Raw genomic sequence first — 20580 nt, forward strand, 5'->3', positions numbered from 1 at the left:
GTTTTGCATCTGTCGCCAATGTGATATCCCTCAACTCGGTACACAGGCAATCGACCGAGCTAAGCTGTCGGGAACACGAAAAAATCATGGTCTGTCAGTCAACCGAGTCGAAAGGGTCGGGGGTCCATGGCGGCAGGAGGATCGCAGCCGGCTCTCAGAGCGTTCGGGACGCAGATGCGTCGATACCGAAACCGTGCAAACGTGATTCAGGAGTCCATTGCGACTGCGACGAACACGAGCGTCTCGTTCGTTTCCCTGGTCGAAACAGGCAAGCGGGCATGTAAGCGACGCTTCGCCGAAATAGTGGACGAAATGCGTCAGGCGTCAGGGCAGCTCGTGGAGCTGTGGGACGACCTGTACCGCGACGGAAGCCCCGTGCCGTCCTGGTTCGTGGACTGGGCCACCGTGGAAGGCGAAGCGGCCGAGCTGCTCACGTGGCAGCCCGTGGTGGTGCCGGGCCTCCTCCAGACGGAGGACTACGCGCGTGCCCTGCTGCCCACCGAGGAGGCGCTTGCGAACCGCATCAAGCGGCAAGCGATCCTCCTGCGAGACGACCCGGCTCCGACCCCGATAGTGGCGCTTCTCGGCCGAGCCGTGCTCACCTACTGTGCGGGAGGGGTCGCGACCCAGCGGGCCCAGCTTGATCACCTCATCGACATGGCCGCCCGGCCGAACGTGCTTATCCAGGTCGTACCCTACGAGCGGACCGCGGTGGGTACCGGTGGAGCCTGCGTGCTCGCTACGATGCCCGACCGCAGCGAGATAGCATATTTGGACACGACCACTCGAGGCATCACGACAGATGCCCGCGAGGACATCGCGGGTCTGTCGAGAGCCTTGATGCTCCTGCGAGCTGAGGCACTACCGGAATCAATGTCCCTCGACTTGATTAAGCAGGTACAGGAGGATCTGGAATGACTCCCGACATCAAGTGGCGGAAGGCCACTCGCAGCGCTGGCAACGGCGGGGACTGCGTCGAAGTCGCGTCCCTCACCGGTGCAGTGGCAATTCGCGACAGCAAGGATCCAAACGGCCCCCGACTCGTTCTGACCCCCAGCAGCGCCCACGAAATCGCCGCCGCGATCAAGAACATCTGAGCCTCAGCCACAAGAACGCCCCCTCGTTCCGCCACGAGGTGGAGTGAGGGGGCGTTTCACATCGCTCGTCACACGACGTATCAACCGTCACTCCGAAGCATGCCCATCGACGCGATCCGAAAGGCACGAGAGGCACTATGACGGCGGTCACGCCAGTATGGCGCAAGAGCAGCTACAGCGGCGGAAACCAAGGCGACTGCATTGAGCTGGCCGACATCTCCTCCGAGGTGGGCGTTCGGGACAGCAGGAACACCCAGGGCCCCTACCTCACCATGACTCGCGAGAATCTCGCAGCTCTCACCGAAATTCTCAAGAGCATCTGAGCCTTCGCGTACTTCATAGAGCAGCTGTATCGCGACGGCTGTAGCGTTACGGGTGTCTCGCTACAATGCCCGTCATGACGAGTGCCGCCGAACCCGCTGCCAAACCCCGAGGGCGGAATCCGCGGGGGCAGGGGGAGCGGCTGCGGGAGGAGATCGTCAGCGCCGCGCTGACGCTGCTCGAAGAGCTCGGCGATGACGAGGCGTTGTCGATGCGGGCGGTGGCGCGGGCGACCGGGACTGCCGCGACCTCCGTATATCTGCACTTCAGCGACCGCGATGCTCTGGTCCTGGCGGCGTTGGAGCGCTGCCATGGCGACCTGGTCCGGACGGTCGACGCGGTCGGGGGAGAGGCCGGTGACCCGGTCGCCGGGTTGCGGGCGCGGGCACTCGTGCTTGGGACGTGGGCTTACGAGCATCCCGGCCTTTACAAGGTGCTGCATGAGAGCACGCTCGGGCGCCGGGCCGAGATGCCGTTCAAGAGCCAGGTCGGCGATCGGATGACCGCGGCGGTGCGCGAGTGCATGCGCGCGGGGCTGGTTCCCGAGGACGACGCCGCCCAGGTCGCGCTCGACCTGCGGGCGGCCGTCCACGGCGCGGTGTCGATGCGCCTCAACCAGCCGGACCATGCGTGGCCGCCGCTGGAGGAGCAGATCGAACGGTTCCTGGTCAAGCTCGTCGGCGTGCCGGCCTCCTAGGCGGAGACCGCCGCGCGGCCCGACAGCGCCTCGCGGTAGAAGACTGCGAGAGCGTCGTCGATGGGATGGGCGTCCGGCGCTCCGAGCTTGTTCCACCGGACGAGGTTCATCGCGATCGTCATCTGCCGCGTCCCGTCGGCGCTGGTCACCGAGAGGGCCTGCGCGCCCCAGACCGTGCCGTCGTGACCCCAGAAGGTTCCGGCGCCGGGGATCTCCACGCGGTGCAGGCCGAGCCCGTAGTCGATCTCGCTCTGGCCGTCCTGGGTGAGCACCGGGCCGGTCTTCTGCATCTGCGCCAGCGTCGCCGGTTCCACGACCTCGCCCGCGAGCAGCAGGCGGTAGAAGCGGTTGATGTCGGCGACGGTCGAGACCAGCGCGGCTCCCGTCCCGACCCAGGACATGTCGTAGACGCTGTAGTCGCGCGGCGGGTCGATCGCGCCGAAGAACGCCTCGTACATCCGCGGATGCGGCTCCTCGATGCGCGGACCGTCGGGGAAGGCGGTGTGGGTCAGTCCGGCGGGTTCGATGACGTCCCGCGTGATGTGCTCCTCGGGCGCGAGGCCGGTCAGCTCGCGCAGGAGTTCGCCCAGCAGCAGGTAGTTGGAGTTGGAGTACACGCCGGACGGACCGCCGGGGCGTCCGGCCGGCGGGGCCGCGAGGCCCATCGCGATCAGCTCGGCCGGAGCGAACCGCCGGTCCCGGTTGCCGTCCAGGCTCGCGGTGGAGAACTCGCCGGTGAGGATGCCCGCCAGCGACGGGAACGCGGCGAACAGGTACTCGGGGATGCCGCTGGTGTTGTTCAGCAGCATCCGGACGGTGATCTCCCGGCCGCGCTCGCCCGGCACCAGGTGCGGCAGGTGGATGCCGATCGGGTCGTCCAGGCCGACGCGTCCGCGCTCGACCTGCCGCAGCACGGCCGCCGCGGTGAAGGTCTTGGTGATGCTGCCGACGCGCTGCCGCATACCGGCGGTCATCGGGCGTCCGGTGTCGAGGTCGGCGACGCCCGCCGCGCCGCGCCACACCTGCTCGCCGTCGCGGACCTCGGCGACCACGCCGGGCATCCCCGCCCGGTGGACGCCGTCCAGCGTGGCGGCGAGCTTGCCGGGATCGAACTCGTGCGGCCGGTCGGGGGAGTTTCGGAACACGTTTCGGAACATGTTCCAAAAGTAGCTCGGGCGCCGGGCCCTGTCGATCCCTGAGACCGGGATCACACCCCCGCGCTGCGGGATGGCATGGGCTCGGACCAGGTGGTGGGACGGCATGATGGACCGGTGCCTCGAAGCAACGCGTCCCGCGCCCGGACCGGCCGCCCGCCGGCGACCTCGCGCGCCGAGATCCTCGCCGCCGCGCGGCTGATCATCGAGCGGGACGGCTGGGAGCGGCTGACCGTCCGGCGGCTGGCCGCCGAGCTGGGCATCGGCACCACGACGCTGTACCACCACGTCCGCGACCGCGAGGACCTGCTCGTCCAGCTGCTCAACGAGCACAGCGGCCAGACCCTCCGCGCCGACCTGCCCGCCGACCCCCGCGACCGGATCGTCGCCGCCGCGCTCGCCATGCACGACGCGCTCGCCGCCTGGCCCTGGGCCGCCGAGGTCCTCACCACCGACGGCTTCATCCCGCGCCTGGGCGAACCGGCGCTGCGCGTGGTCGAGACGATCCTGGCCGCCGCGATCGAGTACGGCTGCGGCCGCGAGCAGGCCGTCCACCTGTTCCGCGCCCTGTGGTACTTCACCGTCGGGGAGATCCTCGTCCGCGCGCACACCCGCGACCGCCGCACCGACGCGCTGCGCCCCGGCGACCCGTTCTTCAGCGACGACCTCGACATGTCGGCCCTGCCGAGCCTCGCCGCCATCGGCGACCAATGGCCCGCCCTCGCCGCGCAGGACACCTACCCCCAGGCCCTCGAAGCCTTCGTGGACGGCCTCCTGACCCAAGCCACCTCCTAGCCCCCGTCCCGCCCCCGACCCTCACCGCCGCCGACGCGGCGGCGCCTGCTTCGCGCTGACGAGCAAAGGGTTTACCGCCACGGCGGACCTCTTTCGGACACGGCTTTCCTTTGTGACGCGGACGCGCCGGACGCAAGGCTGGGCGCATTCGAAATCGCGACGGAAAGCGGTTGAGCATGCGCGCATATCTCGGGGTCGTGGCGAAGCGAGGACGCGTTGCCCCAGACCTCCTGGCGGCTGCCACATCGGCCGCCAGGCAGGCGATTCCCACCCCCGAACAGGACGTCCGCCACGACCGGTGGCTGAGTGACCGCGGAGACGTGGCTCTGCTCGGCTGGACGAACGAACCACAAAGCCCGTTACTGCCCGCGGTCATTCGGAAAGAGCGCGACCGCGCACTCGGCTACACCGGCTACCTCGACGATCCCGGCCATGATGAAGTTTCGGTGTGCAATGCGGAAACACTCGCCGACGTGAACGGCGAATTGGGCGGATGCTTCGCGCTGTTCCGCGCTGACGCGATCGGCGCCGAGGCCGCGACCGCTTTCGCGCGCGTCAATCCGGTGTATTACGCCGAGACCGCCGAATGCCACGTCGTCGGCAGCCGCGCGCTGCTGGTGCACCTGGTCGCGCGAGCGTCCGCGACCGGACTGCTCAGGCCGCCACCGGCGCTGGACGTGGCGGCGATGCAACCCATGGTCCGGCACGGCTTCTACACCAACGACGAAACGCCCTTCGATGGCGTCCGCGCGCTGCCCGCCGCCGCGACCCTGACCATCCGTCCCGCAGGCGCGCGCATCACGCAGCAGGAGTTTCCCGAACCCGAACCGGCGCCGCGCTCGACCTCGGCCGCCCGCGCGCGCATCGCCGGGCTGGCCGAGGCGCTGCTCGCCGCCGCACGACCGATCGCCCGCCACGGACAGCCGGTCGAGCTGGCACTGTCCGGCGGACGCGACAGCCGGCTCATGGCGGCCGTCCTCACCGCGGCCGGCGTCCCCATCACCGCCCGCACGCACGGCTTCCCCGACGACCCCGACGTCATCCTCGCCCAGCGGATCGCCCGGGCCCTCGGCATTGACCACCACGTCGACCACCACCGCGAACTCACCGTTTCGCAGCAGCGCCCCGATGCGATCGTCGTGGAACATCCGCTGGCCCGCGCGCACCACGTCATCGGCATGTGCGAGGGCATGACGTCCGCCTACGAACGCATCGACAACCCGACCCCCTACGCACTGGTGCCGCGCACCTCCGGATCCGGCGGCGAAACACTGCGCGGCGGGTTCCTCTACGACCAGCACGACCAGAGCCAACCCGCCCTCGAACGCCGAGTGAAGACCATCTTCCGCTCCGCCGACGCCTTCCTCACCCCCGACGCCCAAGCCCGCGCCGCCAACGACCACGCACCCTGGGCCGAACGTGCCCGTCGCGACGCCCCCGACGTCCTGGACAAGCTCTACCTGCTCTACCGCTCCGGCCGCTGGATCGTCGGCTCGCACACCGCGACCCTGCTCAACGGCCCCTACTACCACCCGTTCTTCGACAACCGGGTCGTCCGCCACGCCCTCATGCTCCCCGCGACCTGGCGGAGCAGCGAAGAGGTCGTCTTCCGGCTCCTGGAACACCTCGCGCCACCGCTGGTCAACATCCCACCGGAAGGCCAGCGCTGGCGCTTCGAACAGGAACGCGCCCGCTCGCTGCGCGACTGGTGGGGATGGCGGCAGCGCGAGGCGCTCCGCCCGCACGGCCGCACGGCCGGATTCAACTGGCGCAAGCACTACGACGACGGCTTCCTCTCGCTGCTACGCGACCAGGTCATGACCGGCCCGCGCGAACTTTTCGACATCGTGGACGAAGTGCAGTGCAAGAAGCTGTTCGCCCAGCCGCCCACCGGCTGGCACAACCAGATCTGGCACATCTTCACCCTCAGCGTCCTGCTGACCGGCAGCTGGCGAACCGAACGACCCGACCTTCCGGACGTCACCATCCCGATACCGCACGGCTGACCTCCCAGCTCCAGCGGCGGGTCAACGGGCGCGGCGCGGCGGCGGCACGTAGCGTGGGCGCAACCGCGACGAGGAGGACGGGACGTGCCGGTGGAACGCGAGGTGGAACCGCAGGTGCGCGAGCTGCGGGAGCTGGAGGAGTTCGCCGACGCGGTCCGGCTGGTCGACCGGATATGGGGACCCAACCAGGACGGTCCGCCCGTCCCCGCCGAGATGATGCGGGCGCTGTCCCACGCGGGCAACTACGTCGCCGGCGCCTACCTGGACGCCGCGCTCGTCGGCGTCTCGGTCGCGTTCTTCGGCGCCCCCGCCGGAACCACCCTGCACTCGCACCTGACCGGCGCACTGCCCGGCGGCGGCATCGGCATGGCGCTCAAGACCCACCAGCGCGACTGGGCCCGCGACCGCGGCCTGACCCGCATCACCTGGACCTTCGACCCGCTCGTCCGCCGCAACGCCTACTTCAACCTGGTCAAGCTCGGCGCGCGGCCGGTGGAGTACCTGCCGTCCTTCTACGGCGAGATGGCCGACACGATCAACCGCGGGGACGAGAGTGACCGCGTCCTCGCCGCCTGGGACCTGACCGGAACCGCATCCCACACCCCGCCGAAACAGCCCGAATACGCGCTGCGCAGCAAGGACGGCCACCCCGAGATCGCCGCGACCGACGCCGCCACCGTCCTCGTCGAGCTGCCCGCCGACATCGAGACGCTGCGCCGCAGCGATCCCGGCGCCGCACGCGCGTGGCGGCTGGCCGTCCGCGAGGTCCTGGGCGGGCTGCTCGCCGGCGGCGCGCGCGTCACCGGCTTCCACGAGCGCACCAGCTACATCGTCGAGCACGCCACCGACCCGTCCACCGGGAGCCGCGGATGAAGATCGAGGGGATCGAGCTGCGCCGGATCGCGATGCCGCTGGTCGCGCCGTTCCGCACCTCCTTCGGCACCGAGACCGCCCGCGACGTGCTGCTCGTCCGCGCCGTCACCCCCGACGCCGAAGGCTGGGGCGAGTGCGTCGCGATGGACCTGCCGCTCTACAGCCCCGAATACGCCGACGGCGCGGCCGACGTGCTGCGCCGCTTCCTGATCCCCGCGCTGCCGAAGAACGACGCGGACGCCTACGCCGTCGAACGCGCGCTGGAGCCGTTCAAGGGCCACCGGATGGCCAAGGCCGCGCTGCAGACCGCCGTCCTGGACGCCCAACTGCGCGCCGCCGGGCAACCGCTGGCCCGCTACCTCGGCGCCGATCGCGATCGCGTACCGTGCGGCGTTTCGGTCGGGATCATGGACTCGGTCCCCGAACTGCTGGACGCCGTGCACGGCTACCTCGACGAGGGCTACGTCCGGATCAAGCTGAAGATCGAGCCCGGCTGGGACGTCGAGCCCGTCCGGGCCGTCCGCGAACGGTTCGGCGACGACCTGCTGCTGCAGGTGGACGCCAACGCCGCCTACACCCTGGTCGACGCGCCGCGCCTCGCCCGCCTCGACGCCTTCGACCTGCTGCTGATCGAGCAGCCGCTCGCCGACGACGACATGGTCCAGCACGCCGAACTCGCCCGCCGCCTGCGCACCCCGATCTGCCTGGACGAGTCGATCGAGTCGGCCGCAGGGGCCGCCGCCGCGCTCACGATCGGCGCCGCGTCCATCATCAACATCAAACCCGGACGCGTCGGCGGCTACCTGGAGGCCAAGCGCATCCACGACCTGTGCCGCGCGCACGGCGTGGCGGTCTGGTGCGGCGGGATGCTGGAGACCGGCATCGGCCGCGCCGCCAACATCGCCCTCGCCGCCCTGCCCGGCTTCACCCTGCCCGGCGACACCTCCGCCTCCCACCGCTACTTCGCCGAGGACGTCACGCCGCCGTTCGAGCTGGACGACGGCCACCTGGACGTCCCGGACGGGCCCGGCATCGGCGTCGAACCCGTCCAGGACCGGCTGCGCGCCTTCACGACCGCAACCGAATGGATCACGCTCTGACCGTCAGGCCCCGAGCTGCTCCGACGCCAGCGCCGTCCCCCGGATCCGCGCGCTGATCTTGGCGAACGCCGTGTCGCGCGAGGTGGAGGTGTCGTCGGCGAACGGGGAGAAACCGCAGTCGTCGCACGTCCCGAGCCGGTCCACCGGCACGTACCGGGCCGCGGCCAGCACCCGGTCGCGCACCTGCTCGGGCGTCTCCACCTGCGGGTCGATCGGATCGGTCACCCCGACGAACAACCGCGCCTCCGGCGGCAGGTGATCTGCGGCGATCGCCAGCACCTTGTCCGGCTCGGCCTCGCTGGCCAGCTGGATGTAGAAGTTCCCGGCCCGCAGCTGGAACAGCTTCGGCAGCAGCTGCGCATAGTCGACGTCCAGGCTGTGCGTGGAGTCCTGGTCACCGCCCGGGCAGCTGTGCACCCCGATCCGGGCGCGCTCGGTCGCCGAGAACCGTTCGAGGACGCGGTTGTTGAGCGCGATGAAGTCGTCCAGCACGCCGCCGCTCGGATCGAGCTTCAGCGACAGCCGCCCCTCGGTGAAGTCCAACTGCACCACATGCGCACCCGTGTCCAGACACCCGCGGATGTCGGCCTCAGCCTCGTTGACCAGATCGTCCAGGAACTGCTCGCGCGAATAACCAGCAATACCCTCGCCCGGGTACAGCAGACTCAGCGCGGACGGCGCGATGACCGCCTGCTTCACCGGCACCTGCGCGATGCTCTGCGCCGCCCGCAGATAGTCGACCGCGTGATGCTGGTACCGGAACGGCCCGGCGGTCAACCTCGGCAACTGCCGGGTGTGCCCGTCGGCGAACGGGATGACGGCCCCGTCGGGCGCCAGGCTGTCCAGCCCGGCGATCGGATAGGTGGCGAAACTCGGCTTGGACTGCTCACCGTCGGTGACGACCGGCGAGCCGACCTCTTCGAGCCGCCGGATGGTCTCGGCGATGGCGATGTCCTGCGCGGCCGCGGCGTCACCGCCGGACGCCAGCGCGGCCAGGACCTCTGCGGAGCGGGGGATGCTGCCGATCGGTTCGGTGGGGATTCCCATGCCTGCGACCGTAAATCACCCTACGAAAACCGTCAATCACTTCAAGTAACACCAGGCCCTCTCTCAGCTGACCGGGGAAGTGGCTTCTAACGTCCGGGCTCGGCGGATCTCCTGCGTGGGCGGTAAGGGCCGAGGTCGGCGGGAATGCGCGCCACGGCGAGAGCGATGGCCTCCTCCAGGCGGAGGCCCTCGAAGAGTGGCGGGGCGGACCAGGAGCTCATGATGGTGTAGCCGCTCCGTGTGGCCGGAAGAAACTCGAGCTGAGGTGTGTCGAATGGGACGTCCGGTTCGGTGGCGAAGCCCAGAGCCCACATGCTGGTGTAGGGATAGAACGCGCGCAGGCGAGGCGTCGCATGCGCGGCTTCGTAGAGAGCCAGAATCTCGGGCCAGTCGGCTTGCTGCCGCGCCATGTCGAGTATTCGCTGCCACTCCGCGGCGATCGCGGACTCGTGATCGTTGTCCTGCGGCCGACTGTGATCTCTCAAGACGTCCGAGGCGTCCGAGGCGTTGGCCGGACCAGGTTGCTCGACGATCGGCCCTGCCTCTTCGCTCACATCGGCTCCGATCAAGAACTCAACCGCCGTCCCCCGATTGTCCGCCTTCCAGGCAAGGCGATCAAGGCACCGGCTCCGCGCCTGATCCAGGAAACAGGCTCAAGTCGCGGAGGACGAGTCGCGGGACGACGACGCGCGCACCATGGGCGAGCATCGACAATTGGGGAGTCGCCAGGCAGCGGAGGCGGGAGAGTCTGATGGCAGAGCTTGCCGATCTTGAAGGCATCATCGGACCCTCGGTGATCGCGCCCCGTCCGGTGGACTGGACAGCGATGGAGGAGACGTTCGGCCTGCGCCTACCTGCGGACTACAAGCGCCTGTTCGACCGGTACGACAACCTCGACTTCGACAACTTTCTGGGGGTGTTCAACCCCGGGCCCGACGCCGATGCCGTCCTGGCCGACGTCGGGGAGGCTCTCGAACCTCTGAGGATCTTGACGGCCGCACACGAGACCATCCACCTGATGGACGACCACGGCCGGTCCCGTCACGCGCCCCGCTTTCCGATCTACCCTCAGCCCGGCGGTCTCCTCCATTGGGGGACGACCCAGAACGGGGACTCCTGCCTCTGGCTGACCACGGAACCCGACCCCGAGCGATGGGACGTCGTGGTCACCGACGGCGGAGACTGGTGGCGCTTCCACGGCACCTTCGTGGACTTCCTGGTGGGCGTGATGGAACGCAGCGTCCGTTGCCCGATCTTCCCGGACGGCTTCCCGTCCAGCCGCCGGGTGGACCAGTTCGAGGTGCACGGCCAGTAGTTGCGCCCGAAGGTGCTCCCATTGTCGCTTCGGTGGCCCGGCGAACCCGTACCGTCGGTCGCGCGAGGGCTGGCGCGACTTCTCTGAACGCCGGACCCCCGGGCGGTCTGGTCGGGGGCGGTGCCGGGTTAGCGTGCTGATGGGCGTGTGGTGCTGTCGTTGCGGAGTGTTTGGTGGTTGGAGGTTTCGTTGTTGATGCAGGATGCGGCGGTGTATTCGCTGCGGATCATCTGGGCGTAGCAATTGCCCAGGGCGGCTTGGCCCCAGTAGTTGGGGTGCAGTGGCTCCTGCGGTGACCCCTGGCTGGGCAGGGGCGCGATGTGGTAGGTCACGAAGCGCACCCATTCGGATTTGCGGTCCGAGCCGGCCTGGGCGGCGTTTTCGGGATGTTCGGTGCCTTGCTGGCACAGGAGATGGCCGTCGAGCGCGTGTCCCTGGTCCATGAAGCGGACGTGCTGTGCGGCGGCGATCGAGCCGAGCCCGGCGTTGAGCTTCTTGGCGAAGGTGTTGAACCAGGTGAAGTCGTCGCGGTGTCCCTCGTCGTCGCGGGTGGACAGCGGGCAGGAGCCGGTCTTCACCCGCCATGCCCAGCCGCTCTTGATGACTTGAGCGGACGGTGGGACGGGCGGAGGGTAGCTCACGAGGTAGAAATCGTAGGTCCCGTCGCCGTACCCGGCGTCTTTCATGACCTTGCGGACCGACTTGATGGCGGACGGGACGCCGCGCGCGCCGGAAGCGGTGGGGATGCCCCAGTGCGGGACTTTGGTCCCGTCCAGGACTCCCTTGTAGTTTCCATCGAGCCAGTTCTGCCATTCATGGCACCGCTTGCGGTCGGACGCCCCGGCCGTGTCGGGTTTGACGTAGCCCTTCACGCATTCTTTGGCGACGTCACTGAGATTGAGGTCGTTGCCGCCGATGGACAGGACGATGGCCTTGACCTTGGGCCTGCTCTTCAGCCACGCGGCCAGCAGCCGTGATTGGGAGACCTCCTGCTGCTTGAAGGGCTGGTCGATGATGTGCGGAGAGCTGGCACCCGAACATGCGAAATTCTTCGACTTCAGGTCGAGTGCGCTCGCCGCCACGGCGATAGGGGCGTGATCGGGGGACCGGTGGCACTGCCCCTCCTGTTCGGTGCCTGGCTCGTACACTTTCGTCAGGTCGTAGTGGCAGCCGAACCCTATGGTGGGCTTGTAGGCCAGGTCGGTGTTATGGCGGCTGCAGCGCATCTTGAGGTCGCTGGCGTTGTTCCCGCGGAAGCGCGCGGCCTCCCCGGACGCGTAACTATCGCCCAGCATGACGATGTACTGCTCCGCAGCCGCCGAGCGGATGGCGCCGTGCGCCGGCGATGCCGCCACCGACAGCGCCGAACCTGCGGCCAGAACCGCGGCCAGAGCCGCGAGGGACTTGTGAGGCCTCATGCAGAATCCCCGGATCAATTGATTACTTAGAGTAGTCAGTTGATCACATTAGGCGATGGGGGCGACGGTTGTAGCGCCGGGGTCGGTGCGTCGCCGTCCATCGTGTCCTGGACGGAGAGGCGAGCCCGGGGTGAGGGCCGGTGCAGCATCTCTACGCGGGGGGTTGGACGAGCAAGGGGGACGGGTGGTGGTGGGTGAAGCGGGCGGGGCCCAGGTTGAGGGCTTTGGCGGTGGTGTTGAGGAGGGCGGGGGAGGTGGTGTTGGCCCAGCGGCCGGTGGTGATGCGGCGGTCGACGGTGTTGATGGCGGCGACGTATTCGGCGTCGGTGAAGGCGCAGTGGCCGATCGCGGCGACGTAGGCCTGGCGGAGCATGGCGGAGTCGCCTGCGGCTCGGACGCGGGCGGCGTAGGTGGCCTCCTGTTCGACCGGGACCAGCTGGTCGGAGACCGTGTGGACGGTGAGTTCGGGGAGCGGCAGGCGGCCGGTGTTGGTGGAGGTGCGGCGCATGGCGTTCAGGGAGTCGCCCTCTGAGGCGTAGCGGGTGCCGTGGTTCAGCGCCGACAGGTCGGCCCGCAGGTTGAGGCTGGCCTTGCGGTAGAGGAACTCGATCTGCCGGCGGTGGGGGGAGCGGCGGATCAGGCGCGAGTAGTCGACGCCGATGTTGGAGCCGCTGTCGCCGCCGGCGGCCTTGGCCAGCGCGTAGCGCCCGGACTCGATGAAGATCAGCTGGCCGGAGGTGAGAGTCCGGGCCTGCTGCTCTTCCTGGCTGGTGTAGTCGCGGGGAGCCGGGGGAGTGGCGCCGGTGGCCCAGGTGGACTGGTTGAGCAGGGCGGCGGCCAGCGCGATGCGGGCGCGGCCCGCCGCGGTGGACTGCGCGGCGGTGACGGCCTTGGTGAGCGCCTGGCCGGACGCCGCGCCCTCGGCCTCGGAGGCGAAGTCGCGGATCTTCACGCCCGCCGCCTGCGGCAGCAGGGTCGTCAGGGCGTACTCGGCGTTGAGCTGGTAGTCGTTCAGGTCGACGCCGCCCGCCACGATGCCGCAGAACGTGGCGGCCCCGGCGATCTTCCCTCTGCCCTGCTGGGCGATGAGGCTGTTGACCAGACCGCCCATGGACTGGCCGACCGCGATCGTCCGGCGGGGTTTGCCGACGCGTTCGCCGAACGCCTGCAGCGTGCCCATCTGGTCGGCGACGGCGGAGTTCAGCGCCCACATCGAGCCGTGCGGGTCGTAGGACGATCCGGCGAGCGCGTAGCCCTGGGCGAGCAGGGCGGCGGCGCTGCCCTTGCTCGGGGCGTTCTGCGCGACCAGCGGGCCGAAGCCGTGGCTGAACAGCACCAGGGTGCCGTTCCATCGGGCCGGGACGTCGGCGATCCAGGTGGCGCCGTCGGGCAGCGTCCCGGTGTGGTGGGTGGTGGCCGGGGCCGGTTGGGCGACGGCGTGGTCGTTCAGCGCGGAGGCGCTGACGGCGAGGGCGGCGGAACCGGCGATCAGGACGGACAGGGTGCGTCGGCGGGTCACGAGTCGTCTCCTCCGGGGGGTGAAGTCCGGCGAATGTACGTCGAAATTCTGACGCTAGTCAAGAATGTGCCCAACAAGCCTCGGCGAGGAGTGGCCGGAGGGGCGCGGGCACTACGCTGCCGGGGTGACCAGCGCCGAAGAACCCGAGCCGCGCCCGCAGTCCCTGCTGCTGTCGTTCTGCGGCATCCACCTGCTCGGACGCAGCCGCGCGGTCTCCTCCGGCAGCGTGATCGAGGTGCTCGGACGGCTGGGGGTCGGCGAGGGTGCGACGCGCTCCACGCTCAGCCGGATGGTCCGCAGCGGCCTGCTGGAGCGGCACCAGCGGGGACGCAAAACCTACTTCGGCCTGACGCCGCACGCCGAGGACGTGCTGGCCGACGGGCGCGACCGGATCTGGAGCACCGGCGCGGTCAACGCCGACTGGGACGGCCAGTGGACCCTGGTCGGGTTCTCGCTGCCCGACTCCTGGCGCAGCGAGCGCCATGACCTGCGCTCGCGCCTGATCTGGGCCGGGTTCGGGCCGCTGCAGAACGGCCTGTGGGCCGCGCCCGGGCCGGTCGACGTCGCCGAGGCCGTCGCGGGGCTGGGGCTGGAGTCGCACCTGCGGGTGTTCCGCGCGAGCGTGCTGCCCCCGACGCAGGTCCGCGAGGTGCTTGAGCAGGCGTTCGACATCCCGGCGATCGCGGGTCGGTACCGGGGCTTCCTGGAGCGCTGGGACCGCACCGACCCGCCCGGCCCTGAGGGGGACGCCCTGGCGCAGCAGCTGCTGCTGCACACCGAGTGGCTGGAGGTCGTCCGCCGGGATCCGCACCTGCCCGCCGAGTACCTGCCGGCCGACTGGCCCGCGGCGCGCGCGGAGTCGGTGTTCCGCGGGCTGTCGGGCCGCTGGCAGCGGGCGGCCGACCGGTCCGCCGCCAAGCTGGACGTCATCGACCCGGCCGGCTGACGTTCGTCACTCTATTGACGGCCGTCAGATTTTCGCCTTACATTCAACGCTCCGGGCTGCGCAGCCTCCCACCCCTGCATCGTCCCAGGAGCACCCGTGTCCCACTCGTCCGCGGCCGCGCCGCCGGCCTCCCCGGCCCAAGCGTCACGGCTCACCACCGGCACTCTGACCGCCGGACTCCTCGCCGTCTGCCTCGCGCAGATCGGCCTGGCCGTCCCGGCCACCCTCAACGGCCTGTTCCAGAGCGACCTGCACCCCGTGGGCGCGCAGCTGACCTGGGTGTCGGACGCGTTCCTGCTGCCCGTCGCCGTCCTGGAACTGACCTTCGGCCTGCTCGGCGACCTGTTCGGCCGCAAGCGGCTGCTGGTCGCCGGCGCCCTGCTGGTCGCGGCCGGCGAGCTGCTCAGCACCGCCGCCGACGGCATCCACCTGCTGTGGGCCGGTCAGGCGGTCGCCGGACTCGGCGCCGCCGCGCTCTTCCCGACCTCGCTTGCCGTCATCGCCGCGGGCACCAGCACGCACGCCGAACGGGCGCGGGTGATCGCGCTGTGGGCGGCGCTGCTGTCCACCGGCGGCTTCCTCGCGCCGCTGCTCGGCGGCATCACCGCCACCTACGGCTCCTGGCGGTGGGCGTTCGTCGGCGTCGCCGTGATCGCCGGGGCGAGCGCGCTGGTCAGCGCGTTCCTCGCCCGTGACTCCCGGTCCCCGGAGGGACGCGGGCTGGACCTGGCCGGGCAGATCACGGTCGGCCTCGGCCTGTTCGCCCTCCTGTACGCGATCATCCAGGGACCCACGGACGGCTGGGGCTCGGTGCGGATCGTCACCGCGTTCGTCGCGGCGGCGGTGTTCCTCGTGCTGTTCGTCGTCGCCGAGCTGCGCGCCCGCTCGCCGCTGCTGCGCCTGGACCTGTTCCGCAACCGCGCCTTCGCGGTCGCCTCCTTCGTCGCCGTGGTCGGCATGTTCGCCTTCCTCGGCACCGCCTACTCGGTGAGCATCCGGCTGGGCGCCGTCCAGGACCAGCCGCCGATGCGCACCGCGCTGGCGTTCCTGCTGCTGAACGGCCTGGCTCTGCTCCTGCTCCCGGTGACCGAACGGCTGCTGCGCTCGGTCGCGCCGTGGAAACTGCTGACGGTCGGTCTCGTCCTCATGGCGGCGGGGGACTTCTGGGCCGCCACCCTGCCCATCCACACCCTGGCCTTCCCACCGCTCATCCTGCCGCTCGGCATGGTCGGCATCGGCTTCGCCGTCACGGTCTCCTCGGTCACCGCCAGCGCGGTCAACACCGTCCCGGTGCCGCTGGCGGGCATGGCCAGCGCCACCACCAACCTGCTCCGCGACTTCGGCTTCACGCTCGGCCCCGCGATCATCGGGGCGGTCGCGCTGAGCCGGGCGAGCACCGCGTTCGGCACCTCGCTGCACGGCTCGGGCCTGCCCGCTGGGCTGCAGGGCGCCGCCTCGGGCATCCTCGCGGAGGGCGGGCCGCTCGCGGTGAACGCGGCGTCGGAGAAGTCGCCGAAGCTCCACCCCGTCCATGACCTGGCGATGTCGGCGCTCGGCCACGGCTACTCGGTCGGCTTCGTCGTCTGCGGCTGCGCCGCACTCCTCAGCGCGCTCCTCGCCCTGGCCGCGCTGCGCGGGCACGGCGCCACCGACGACGAAGCCCTGTAACCCATCTGACGGCCCTGTAACAGCAATCCGGTTGACCCACGCAAGTGAGAGGGAGTGTTTTGAGTACCACTTCGGTGCGGCGGCACGACGACGTCGCGGTCCTGTGCCTCTGCCGGGAGGCCAAGCGCAACGCGATCGACGACGCGACGCTCCTGCGGATAGGGGAGTTCTTCGCCGCGCCGCCCACCTGGGCGAAGGCCGTCGTCATCGCCGCCGAAGGCGACCACTTCTCGGCCGGCCTCGACCTGTCGGAGCTCACCGAGCGCCGCACCGAGGAGGCCCTGGAGCACTCCCTGATGTGGCATCGCGTCTTCCAGCTCATCGACGCGGGGACCCTTCCCGTGGTGGCCGCGCTCAAGGGCGCGGTCATCGGCGGCGGGCTGGAGCTGGCCGCGACCGCGCACATCCGGGTGGCGGAGAGGACGGCGTTCTACGCCCTGCCCGAAGGCCAGCGCGGCCTGTTCGTCGGCGGCGGCGGCTCCGTCCGCGTCCCGCGGCTGATCGGCGCGCAGCGCATGGCCGACATGATGCTGACCGGCCGCGTCTACGATGCGGACGAGGGGCAGGCGATCGGCCTGTCGAACTACCTCGTGGACGAGGGCGACGGCCTTCCGCGGGCGCTGGAGCTGGCCGAACGCATCGCCGCCAACGCCCCGCTCACCAACTTCGCGGTGCTCCAGGCGCTGCCCAGGATCGCCGAGTCCGCGCCCGGCGCGGGCCTGCTGATGGAGTCGCTCATGGCGGCGGTCGCGGCGGGCAGTGACGAGGCCAAGGGCCGGATGCGAGAGTTCCTGGAACACCGAGCGGCGAAGGTGGCGCGATGAGCGAGATCCTCAGCGTCCTGGACACGGAGGTGGCGCGATGAGCAGCGAGAACCTCAGCGCCCCGGAGGTGGCGCGATGAGCGAGATCCTCAGTGTTCCGGCGGCGGACGTGCGCGAACGGTCCGAGATCGGGCGCTACCTGCGCTGGCTCCAGGACGAGCGGAGCCTGTCCTTCGACGGCTACGACGACCTGTGGCAATGGTCGGTCACCGACCTGGACGGTTTCTGGTCCTCGATCTGGGACTACTTCGGCGTCCGCGCGCACACCCCGCCCACCGCCGTCCTGGCCGACCGCTCGATGCCCGGGGCGCAGTGGTTCCCCGGCGCGACGCTCAACTACGCCGAGCACGCCTTCGGACACCCAGCGGACACCGACCGAACGGCGGTGATCGCACACTCGCAGACCCGTCCGCCGATCGAGCTGACTTTCGGCGAGCTGCGCGACCGGGTCGCGCGGGCGCGCGCCGGGCTGGTGCGGCTCGGGGTCGGACGCGGTGACCGCGTTGTCGCCTATCTTCCCAACATCCCCGAAACCCTCATCGCCTTCCTCGCCACCGCGAGCCTGGGCGCGATCTGGGCGAGCTGCGCCCCCGAGTTCGGGCCGCGCAGCGTCGTCGACCGATTCGCCCAGCTGGAGCCCAAGGTCCTGCTGGCCGTCGCCGGATACCGCTACGGCGACCGCGACATCGACCGGCGGGACGAGCTGGAGCAGATCAAGGCCGGACTGCCGGGCCTGCAACACGTCGTCCACGTCCCGTACGGGGAACAGACGATTCCGGACGCGCTGCCGTGGCACGACCTGCTGTCCGAACCGGCCGAACTGGAGTTCGCGCCCGTCCCCTTCGACCATCCGCTGTTCGTGCTGTTCTCATCAGGAACCACCGGCAAGCCCAAGGCGATCATCCACCGGCACGGCGGCATCCTCCTGGAGCACTTCAAGAACCACGCACTCAGCTGGGACCTCCGACCGGGCGACCGGATGCTGTGGTTCAGCACCACGGCCTGGATGCTCTGGAACTCCCTGATGTCGGCGCTGCTGGTCCGCGCCTCGATCGTGATGATCGACGGCAACCCGGTCCATCCCGACCTCCGGGAGCAGTGGCGGCTGGCCGAGCAGACCGGCGCGACCCTGATGGGCGTCAGCCCCGGCTACCTCATGGCCTGCCGCAAGCAGGGCGTCCGCCCGGCAGAGGAATTCGACCTGTCACGGCTGCGCCAGCTCGGCGCTGCAGGCAGTCCCCTCCCCGCGGACGGCTTCCGCTGGGTCTCCGAGCAGTTCGGCGACCGCGTCCTGCTGAACGTGGGGAGCGGCGGCACCGACGTCTGCAGCGGCATCCTCCAAGGCAGCCCGCTCCAGCCGGTCTGGGCAGGGGAGATCTCCGGCGCGTGCCTGGGTGTCGCGGCGCGCGCCTACGACGCCGACGGCCGGCAGATCGTCGGCGAGCTCGGCGAGCTGGTCATCACCGAGCCCATGCCGTCCATGCCGGTCGGGTTCTGGGGCGATGAGGACGGCTCGCGCTACCGGGCCGCCTACTTCACCGACTACCCGGGCGTGTGGCGGCACGGCGACTGGGTGCGCTTCGCGCCCGAGGGTCACTGCGTCGTCGCGGGCCGCTCCGACGCGACCCTCAATCGCGGTGGCGTGCGGCTGGGCACCGCCGAGTTCTACAGCGTCGTCGAGGATCTGCCCGAGATCGACGACAGCCTGGTCGTCCACCTGGAGGACGCCGAAGGCGGCAACGGCGAACTGCTCCTGTTCGTCGTCGCCCGCACCGAACTGGACGAGGCGTTGCGGAGCAAGCTCGTCCGGAGCCTGCGCAGCGCCCTGTCGCCGAGGCACGTGCCCGACGTCATCGGCGCGGTGCCCGCCATCCCGCGCACCAAGACCGGCAAGAAGCTGGAGGTGCCGGTCAAGCGGATCCTGCTGGGTGCCCGCCCCGAGGACGTCGCCAGCGCCGACGCGCTAGCCGACCCCGACACCTTGCACGCCTTCGTCGCCTACGCGCACAAGGAGGACCGATGAGGATCGCCGTCGTCGGCACCGGCGTGATCGGCGCCAGCTGGACGGCCCTGTTCCTCGCCCACGGACACGAGGTCATCGCCACCGACCCCGCCCCGGACGCCGAGGAACGCCTCCGCTCCGCCCTCCCCGACTCCGCCCGCCTGACCTTCACGCATGACCTCGCCGAGGCCGCCCGCAGCGCCGACTTCGTCCAGGAGAACGGGCCCGAGCGGCCGGAAGCCAAGGACGAGATCTTCGCCGTCCTGGACGAGCACGCCCGGGCCGGCGTGGTGCTGGCCAGCAGCTCCTCGGGACTGCTCCCTTCCCGCATCCAGCAGGCATGCACCCGCCATCCCGACCGCGTCCTTGTCGGCCATCCGTTCAACCCGCCCCACCTGCTCCCGCTCGTCGAGGTCGTCCCCGGGACCCTCACCTCCGAGGAGACCGTCGCGGCGGCGATGGACCTCTACACCGCGCTCGGCAAGCGCCCGATCCGGCTGCGCGCCGAACTGCCCGGCCACATCGCCAACCGCCTCCAGGCGGCGCTTTGGCGGGAGGCATACTCGCTGGTCGAGCGCGGCGCGGCCACCGTCGCCGACATCGACACCGCCATCGCCAACGGGCCCGGGCTGCGCTGGGCCCTGCTCGGCCCCTTCCTCAACCAGCACCTGTCCGGCGGCCCCGGCGGCATCGCTCACGTCCTGGAGCACCTCGGCCCGCCGATGGAGGACTGGTGGGCCGACCTCGGCGACCCGCGCCTCACCCCCGAGCTCACCCAGAAGATCGTCTCCGGTGTCGCGCACGAACTCTCCGGAACGGACGAATCCACTGTGGCCGCCGCCCGTGACGAACTGCTCACCGGCCTGCTCGCCGCCAAGGCCCGCACCCAAGGGATGCCATGAACCCCGACACCCTCGCCGCGATCGACTTCCACGTCCACGTCGAGCAGGACGCCCACGGCCACCTCGCCCTCGACGGCGAGCTGATGGACGCCTCCGCCGCCTACTTCAAGGCAGGCACGAACCGCACTCCCACCGTGGAAGACCTCGCCGCCTACTACCGCGAGCGCTCGATCGCCGCCGTGATCTTCACCGTGGACGCCACCCGCGGCCTCGGCCACCCCGCCCTGTCCAGCGAGGCCATCGCCGACGCCGCCCGCGAGCACGCCGACGTCCTGATCCCATTCGGCTCGGTCGACCCGCACGACCCGGACGCCGCCGAACGCGCCCGCAGGCTGGTCACCGACCACGGCGTGCGCGGCTTCAAGTTCCACCCGAGCCTGCAGGCGTTCGAACCCGACGACCAGCGCTACTACCCGCTCTACGAGACCATCCAGGACCTCGGCGTCCCGGCCCTGTTCCACACCGGACAGACCGGCATCGGCGCGGGCCTGCCCGGCGGGCGCGGCATCAAGCTCCGCTACTCCAACCCCATCCTCCTCGACGACGTCGCGGCCGACTTCCCGGGCCTCACCATCGTGCTGGCCCACCCGTCCGTCCCCTGGCAGGACGAGGCCATCTCCATAGCGACCCACAAGGCGAACGTCTACATCGACCTTTCAGGCTGGTCGCCGAAGTACTTCCCGCCCCAACTCGTCCGCGCGGCGGGCAGCATCCTCAAGCACAAGGTGCTGTTCGGCTCGGATTTCCCCGTCCTGACGCCCGACCGCTGGCTCTCCGACTTCAACGCCCTCGACACCATCAAGCCCGAGGCCCGTGACCTGATCCTCAAACAAAACGCCACGCGCGTCCTAGGTCTATAAAGCCCGCAGCACCGCTCAGCCACGCCCGTCGAGCCCG

The 20580-nt window shown here is 70.2% G+C and carries 20 protein-coding genes; 15 read left to right on the forward strand and 5 right to left on the reverse strand.

From position 1 onward, the window contains the following. Nucleotides 1-126: 126 nt before the first annotated feature. The 4 genes from FHU30_RS34110 to FHU30_RS34125 all read left to right on the forward strand — a co-directional run bounded on the left by FHU30_RS34110 (nt 127) and on the right by FHU30_RS34125 (nt 2115). Nucleotides 127-918: a helix-turn-helix domain-containing protein gene (locus FHU30_RS34110; protein ID WP_372504011.1), complete on the forward strand. Its 792-nt coding sequence runs from the start codon at nt 127-129 to the stop codon at nt 916-918. After that, on the forward strand, nt 915-1097 hold the full coding sequence (locus FHU30_RS34115; RefSeq protein WP_253881658.1) for a DUF397 domain-containing protein: 183 nt from the start codon (nt 915-917) through the stop codon (nt 1095-1097). The genes FHU30_RS34110 and FHU30_RS34115 overlap by 4 nt, the downstream gene beginning before the upstream one ends. Before the next feature lie 137 nt (nt 1098-1234). After that, entirely contained in the window at nt 1235-1420 is a 186-nt protein-coding gene (locus tag FHU30_RS34120; protein ID WP_253881659.1) for a DUF397 domain-containing protein, read from the forward strand. Nucleotides 1421-1494: 74 nt separating this feature from the next. Continuing rightward, a complete protein-coding gene (locus FHU30_RS34125; RefSeq protein ID WP_253881660.1) occupies nt 1495-2115 on the forward strand; it encodes a TetR/AcrR family transcriptional regulator in 621 nt (206 codons plus the stop codon). Here FHU30_RS34125 and FHU30_RS34130 read toward each other — a convergent pair. Further along, nucleotides 2112-3272, reverse strand: a complete 1161-nt coding sequence (locus tag FHU30_RS34130; RefSeq protein WP_253881661.1) for a serine hydrolase domain-containing protein — start codon at nt 3270-3272, stop codon at nt 2112-2114. The two genes, FHU30_RS34125 and FHU30_RS34130, sit on opposite strands and share 4 nt — an antisense overlap. A 114-nt stretch (nt 3273-3386) precedes the next feature. Between FHU30_RS34130 and FHU30_RS34135 the strand changes: the two genes are divergently transcribed. From FHU30_RS34135 to menC, 4 genes are all read left to right on the forward strand, one after another. After that, complete coding sequence (locus FHU30_RS34135; protein ID WP_253881662.1) at nt 3387-4064, forward strand: TetR/AcrR family transcriptional regulator; 678 nt, start codon at nt 3387-3389, stop codon at nt 4062-4064. Nucleotides 4065-4537: 473 nt separating this feature from the next. Continuing rightward, on the forward strand, nt 4538-6070 hold the full coding sequence (locus tag FHU30_RS34140; protein WP_253881663.1) for an asparagine synthase-related protein: 1533 nt from the start codon (nt 4538-4540) through the stop codon (nt 6068-6070). A gap of 84 nt (nt 6071-6154) precedes the next feature. After that, nucleotides 6155-6943 carry a GNAT family N-acetyltransferase gene (locus FHU30_RS34145; RefSeq protein WP_253881664.1) on the forward strand — a complete coding sequence of 263 codons (789 nt, stop codon included), beginning with the start codon at nt 6155-6157 and terminating at the stop codon, nt 6941-6943. After that, entirely contained in the window at nt 6940-8043 is a 1104-nt protein-coding gene (gene menC, locus FHU30_RS34150) for an o-succinylbenzoate synthase (protein WP_253881665.1), read from the forward strand. Before FHU30_RS34145 ends, menC begins: the two co-directional genes overlap by 4 nt. A 3-nt stretch (nt 8044-8046) precedes the next feature. On the opposite strand, the gene FHU30_RS34155 is transcribed toward menC, so the two are convergent. Then, nucleotides 8047-9090 (reverse strand): uroporphyrinogen decarboxylase/cobalamine-independent methonine synthase family protein, encoded by a 1044-nt coding sequence (locus FHU30_RS34155; protein ID WP_253881666.1) that lies wholly within the window; start codon nt 9088-9090, stop codon nt 8047-8049. Nucleotides 9091-9176: 86 nt separating this feature from the next. Continuing rightward, on the reverse strand, nt 9177-9644 hold the full coding sequence (locus FHU30_RS34160; protein WP_253881667.1) for a DUF6193 family natural product biosynthesis protein: 468 nt from the start codon (nt 9642-9644) through the stop codon (nt 9177-9179). Between the two features lie 197 nt (nt 9645-9841). Between FHU30_RS34160 and FHU30_RS34165 the strand changes: the two genes are divergently transcribed. Then, nucleotides 9842-10405 (forward strand): hypothetical protein, encoded by a 564-nt coding sequence (locus tag FHU30_RS34165; protein ID WP_253881668.1) that lies wholly within the window; start codon nt 9842-9844, stop codon nt 10403-10405. 128 nt (nt 10406-10533) lie between these two features. Here FHU30_RS34165 and FHU30_RS34170 read toward each other — a convergent pair whose 3' ends face one another. Further along, the gene (locus FHU30_RS34170) at nt 10534-11823 is read right to left on the reverse strand and encodes an SGNH/GDSL hydrolase family protein (RefSeq protein ID WP_253881669.1); all 1290 of its coding nucleotides are present in this window, start codon (nt 11821-11823) and stop codon (nt 10534-10536) included. Between the two features lie 151 nt (nt 11824-11974). After that, nucleotides 11975-13342: a DUF6351 family protein gene (locus FHU30_RS34175; protein ID WP_253881670.1), complete on the reverse strand. Its 1368-nt coding sequence runs from the start codon at nt 13340-13342 to the stop codon at nt 11975-11977. Nucleotides 13343-13466: 124 nt separating this feature from the next. Between FHU30_RS34175 and FHU30_RS34180 the strand changes: the two genes are divergently transcribed. The 6 genes from FHU30_RS34180 (at nt 13467) to FHU30_RS34205 (ending at nt 20543) form a co-directional block, all read left to right on the forward strand. Then, nucleotides 13467-14288: a PaaX family transcriptional regulator gene (locus tag FHU30_RS34180; protein ID WP_253881671.1), complete on the forward strand. Its 822-nt coding sequence runs from the start codon at nt 13467-13469 to the stop codon at nt 14286-14288. Nucleotides 14289-14384: 96 nt separating this feature from the next. Further along, entirely contained in the window at nt 14385-15956 is a 1572-nt protein-coding gene (locus FHU30_RS34185; protein WP_253881672.1) for an MFS transporter, read from the forward strand. A gap of 59 nt (nt 15957-16015) precedes the next feature. Continuing rightward, on the forward strand, nt 16016-16780 hold the full coding sequence (locus FHU30_RS34190) for a crotonase/enoyl-CoA hydratase family protein (protein ID WP_253881673.1): 765 nt from the start codon (nt 16016-16018) through the stop codon (nt 16778-16780). A 75-nt stretch (nt 16781-16855) separates the two neighbouring features. Next, complete coding sequence (locus tag FHU30_RS34195; RefSeq protein ID WP_253881674.1) at nt 16856-18802, forward strand: acetoacetate--CoA ligase; 1947 nt, start codon at nt 16856-16858, stop codon at nt 18800-18802. Further along, nucleotides 18799-19683, forward strand: a complete 885-nt coding sequence (locus FHU30_RS34200) for a 3-hydroxyacyl-CoA dehydrogenase NAD-binding domain-containing protein (RefSeq protein WP_253881675.1) — start codon at nt 18799-18801, stop codon at nt 19681-19683. Before FHU30_RS34195 ends, FHU30_RS34200 begins: the two co-directional genes overlap by 4 nt. Continuing rightward, nucleotides 19680-20543, forward strand: coding sequence for an amidohydrolase family protein (locus tag FHU30_RS34205; RefSeq protein WP_253881676.1), 864 nt, complete (start codon nt 19680-19682; stop codon nt 20541-20543). The genes FHU30_RS34200 and FHU30_RS34205 overlap by 4 nt, the downstream gene beginning before the upstream one ends. Nucleotides 20544-20580 lie beyond the last annotated feature (37 nt).

It is taken from the genome of Actinomadura rupiterrae, assembly GCF_024172125.1.
GTDB classification, from domain to species: Bacteria; Actinomycetota; Actinomycetes; order Streptosporangiales; family Streptosporangiaceae; genus Spirillospora; species Spirillospora rupiterrae.